The 3,802-nt window shown below is 68.6% G+C and carries 3 protein-coding genes and 1 pseudogene; 1 reads left to right on the top strand and 3 read right to left on the bottom strand.

All coding sequences use genetic code 11. From position 1 onward, the window contains the following. Positions 1 to 47 precede the first annotated feature (47 nt). The 3 genes from groL to RUH65_RS15425 form a co-directional block, all read right to left on the bottom strand. Entirely contained in the window at positions 48 to 1,643 is a 1,596-nt protein-coding gene (groL, locus tag RUH65_RS15435; RefSeq protein ID WP_313818524.1) for a chaperonin GroEL, read from the bottom strand. 204 nt (positions 1,644 to 1,847) lie between these two features. Beyond that, a complete protein-coding gene (gene groES, locus RUH65_RS15430) occupies positions 1,848 to 2,144 on the bottom strand; it encodes a co-chaperone GroES (RefSeq protein ID WP_115931766.1) in 297 nt (98 codons plus the stop codon). A gap of 262 nt (positions 2,145 to 2,406) precedes the next feature. Continuing rightward, positions 2,407 to 2,931: a hypothetical protein gene (locus RUH65_RS15425; protein ID WP_313818523.1), complete on the bottom strand. Its 525-nt coding sequence runs from the start codon at positions 2,929 to 2,931 to the stop codon at positions 2,407 to 2,409. 306 nt (positions 2,932 to 3,237) lie between these two features. On the opposite strand from RUH65_RS15425, the pseudogene RUH65_RS15420 reads away from it, so the two are divergent. Next, positions 3,238 to 3,802, top strand: a pseudogene (locus tag RUH65_RS15420) (hypothetical protein); the annotation flags it as partial.

Raw genomic sequence — 3,802 nt, 5'->3', positions numbered from 1 at the left:
GGATGCATGCCGGGGCCTCTGTGTTGTGCCTCAGGTGTAGCTCGAGGTTACTTCTCGTCCTCGTCAGCCACCTTGTCCGCCACCAGGGTCTCGGTGGTCAGCACCAGCGCGGCGATGGACGCGGCGTTGAGCAGGGCGGAGCGGGTGACCTTGACCGGGTCGATGACACCGGCGGCCAGGAGATCCCCATACTCGCCAGTCTTGGCGTTGAAGCCGAAGTTCGGCTCCAGCTCCGCGACGCGCGAGGTGACGACGTAGCCGTCCTGACCGGCGTTCTGGGCGATCCAGCGCAGCGGCTCGACCAGGGCCCGGCGGACGATGCCGACGCCGGAGACGGCGTCACCGGACAGGGCCTTGATGGCCTCGTCCTCGTCCAGGGCGGCAAGGGCGTTGATCAGCGCGGTACCGCCGCCGGCCACGATGCCCTCCTCGAGAGCCGCACGCGTGGAGGACACAGCATCCTCGATGCGGTGCTTGGCCTCCTTCAGCTCGACCTCGGTGGCGGCGCCGACCTTGATGACGCCCACACCGCCGGCCAGCTTGGCCAGGCGCTCCTGCAGCTTCTCGCGGTCCCAGTCCGAATCGGTGTTCTCGATCTCGGAACGGATCTGCGAGACGCGGCCGGCCACCTCATCGGCGGAGCCTGCGCCCTCGACGATGGTGGTGTTGTCCTTGGTGACGGTCACGCGACGGGCGGAGCCGAGCACCTCGAGGCCAACCTGGTCCAGCTTCATGCCGAGGTCCGGGGAGACGACCTGCGCACCGGTGAGGGTGGCGATGTCCTGCATCATGGCCTTGCGGCGGTCACCGAAGCCGGGTGCCTTGACGGCCACGACGTTCAGGGTGCCGCGGATCTTGTTGACGACCAGCGTGGACAGGGCCTCGCCCTCGACGTCCTCGGCGATGATGAAGAGCGGCTTGTTGGCCTGCAGGACCTTCTCCAGCAGCGGCAGGAACTCCTGCACGTTGGAGATCTTGCCGGAGTTCAGCAGGATGTAGGGGTTCTCCAGGACGGCTTCCTGGCGCTCGGCGTCGGTCACCATGTACGGGGACAGGTAACCCTTGTCGAACTGCATGCCCTCGGTGATGACCAGCTCGGTGGAGGTGGTCGAGGACTCCTCGATGGTGATGACGCCGTCCGTGCCGACTGTGTCGAAGGCACGGGCCAGCAGCTCGCCGATCTCGTCCGACTGGGCGGAGATGGCGGCCACGGCGGCCACCTGGTTGCCGGAGACATCCACGGCGTTCTCGCCCAGACGCGTGTCGATGGCGGCCACGGCTGCCTCGATGCCGCGCTTGATCTCGTTCGGGGCGGCACCGGCGGCCACCTGGCGCATGCCCTCATTCACGAGGGCCTGGGCCAGCACGGTGGCGGTGGTGGTGCCGTCGCCGGCCACGTCGTTGGTCTTGGTGGCCACTTCCTTGGCCAGCTGGGCGCCCATGTTCTCGTACGGGTCATCCAACTCGATGTCACGGGCAATGGTCACGCCATCGTTGGTGATGGTCGGGGCACCCCAGGACTTGTCGAGGACCACGTTGCGGCCCTTGGGGCCGAGCGTGACCTTGACGGTATTGGCCAACTTGTCGATGCCGGCCTGCAGTGCGCGGCGGGCCTCATCGTTGAAGGCAAGCTGCTTCGCCATGAACGAAGCTCCTTTCGTAAAGGAAATCTGCGAATTTCAATGAAAACTGCGGGGAAAAGCTCAAGGTGCGCGGCCGGCGTCGTGCGCTGGTTTGGTTCAGAACCACCACTTACGACGGCGGCGCGGGACGCCCGCAGGCCCGGCCGGCTCAGGTGCCTGGCCGGGCCTGGGCGCGTCAGCCGGACACTCGGGTCCGGCGCAGCATCACTTGGTGACGATGGCCAGCACGTCGCGGGCGGAGAGCACGAGGTACTCCTCGCCGCCGACCTTGACCTCGGTGCCGCCGTACTTGGAGTACAGGACCACGTCGCCCTCGGCCACGTCGACCGGGATGCGGTTGCCCTTGTCGTCGATGCGGCCGGCGCCGACGGCCACGACCTGGCCCTCCTGCGGCTTCTCCTTGGCGGTGTCCGGGATCACCAGGCCGGAAGCGGTGGTCTGCTCGGCTTCCAGCGGACGGACAACAATACGATCCTCAAGGGGCTTGATAGAGACAGACACGTCTGTACTCTCCTTCTTTTGGGTGGGCCACCCGAGTGAGCGGGCAGCCAGCGTCTATGGATGGTGTTGTGCGCCGGAGGCTGGCCAACCGTCGTCGCGGGTGCCGGATGGCAGGTCCTTCAGGCTTAGCACCCGGTGCCCCGGAGTGCCAGAAATGACTCTAGGCCGGGTTTAGCACTCGGTCAAGGTGAGTGCCAGAAGGTGACGCCGCCGGTCGACGGGAGCGTGGCCGGCTGATCATGGAACCCGCCACACGCCGCGTTCACCCGTGCCGGCGGGCCCGGAAGATCCCGACGGCGGCCACGCACAGTCCCGCGAACGCGGCACCGAGCGCGATGAGGGGCCCGGTCAGGGGAACCCAGACGACATCCCTGCGGATGGAGTTTGCCGCCTCCGAGTCGGAGAACATGTCCCCGCCGCCGAGGGTGAAGGACCCGGCCACGAACACCTGGGCGATCACCGTGATGATGAGCAGAAGTGCCGCCACCACCCCGATGCCCATGGAGACGTAGAGCAGGACCTTGCACCAGAGCGGGGCCGAAGCGGCCTGCTGCGAGGCACGCGAGGTGCGGCCGACATCCCGCCGAGCGGCACCCGGGGCGACGGGCGACGAATCGGAGTCGCCGGCCTCGTGCTCTGCGGCGGTGCCGGGCTCGGGCTGCTCATCCTCGAAGCGGCCGAAGAAGTCGAAGCCGGGCTCGCCGTCCCAGCCCTGATCCGGATCCAGGTGGTCCCGGTGGCGGCGCGTGGATTCGAGCGGCGGGCGCGGAGCGGGACGGTCAGGCATGGTTCCAGCCTACCGGTGGGCTCGCGGTGACGGGGGGACGGGTGCACCGCCGGGCGGGACGCTGGGTGCACCGCCGGGCGGGACGCTGGGTGGACCACCGGGCGGGACGCTGGGAGTCTCTGGCACGCGGGTCATGGAGTGGGCGCAGGGGAACGAGTGGCGCCGCGAAACAGGGCCTGCCGGTACCGTGGATCCGTGGCTTCCTCCTCGTATGACTCTCACTCCACCCACTCCGCTCCGGGCACTGCTCCGGGTGGTCCGGCACGCGTTTCCGCAGCGGACTCCACGCAGGACGACACGGTGTTGATGCCCGTGCTGACGCCGGAGGGATGGTCGTTGCTGAACTCACTGCAGGGGTACCGGGAGTCCGAGGCCTTGGCGCTGTCCACTCGCCTACGGAGCGAGGGGCATGCACCAGAGCTCGTGTCCGCCGTGCTGACCCAGCTGAAGTTCCGTTCGAAGGCGGCGGCCAAGTTCGGGCCGTTCGCCGGGCATATGGTCTTCACCCGGGCCGGCTTGGAGCAGGCCACGCGGATGAATGTGGCCGCGCTGCACGCCGGGCGTTTCGCTGCCGCCGGGGTGGAGTCCGTGGCCGACCTGGGCTGCGGGATCGGCGCCGATTCCATGGCCCTGGCCGCGCTCGACCTGGACGTCACCGCTGTGGAGCGGGACGAGACCGTTGCCGCCGCCGCGACGATCAACCTCATGCCCTTCCCGAACGCGTCCGTGGTCTGCGCCGATGCTGAGGAGTGGCTGGAGGCGATGGGCGGTGCCGGTGCGGTAGGCACCGATGCGGCGGGCGCGGATGCAGTGGTCGCGGATCAGACCACATCCTTGCCCGCGCCGGGCCCGGAGCCCCCCTCGGCGGGGG

The organism is Citricoccus sp. (genome assembly GCF_032154715.1).
GTDB lineage: Bacteria > Actinomycetota > Actinomycetes > Actinomycetales > Micrococcaceae > Citricoccus.
This window is presented reverse-complemented; position numbering and strand designations above follow the sequence as displayed.

Excerpts from the sequence above, each read along its gene's own strand:
- groL (WP_313818524.1), bottom strand. The coding sequence starts at position 1,643 with ATGGCGAAGCAGCTTGCCTTCAACGATGAGGCCCGCCGCGCACTGCAG.
- RUH65_RS15425 (WP_313818523.1), bottom strand. The coding sequence starts at position 2,931 with ATGCCTGACCGTCCCGCTCCGCGCCCGCCGCTCGAATCCACGCGCCGC.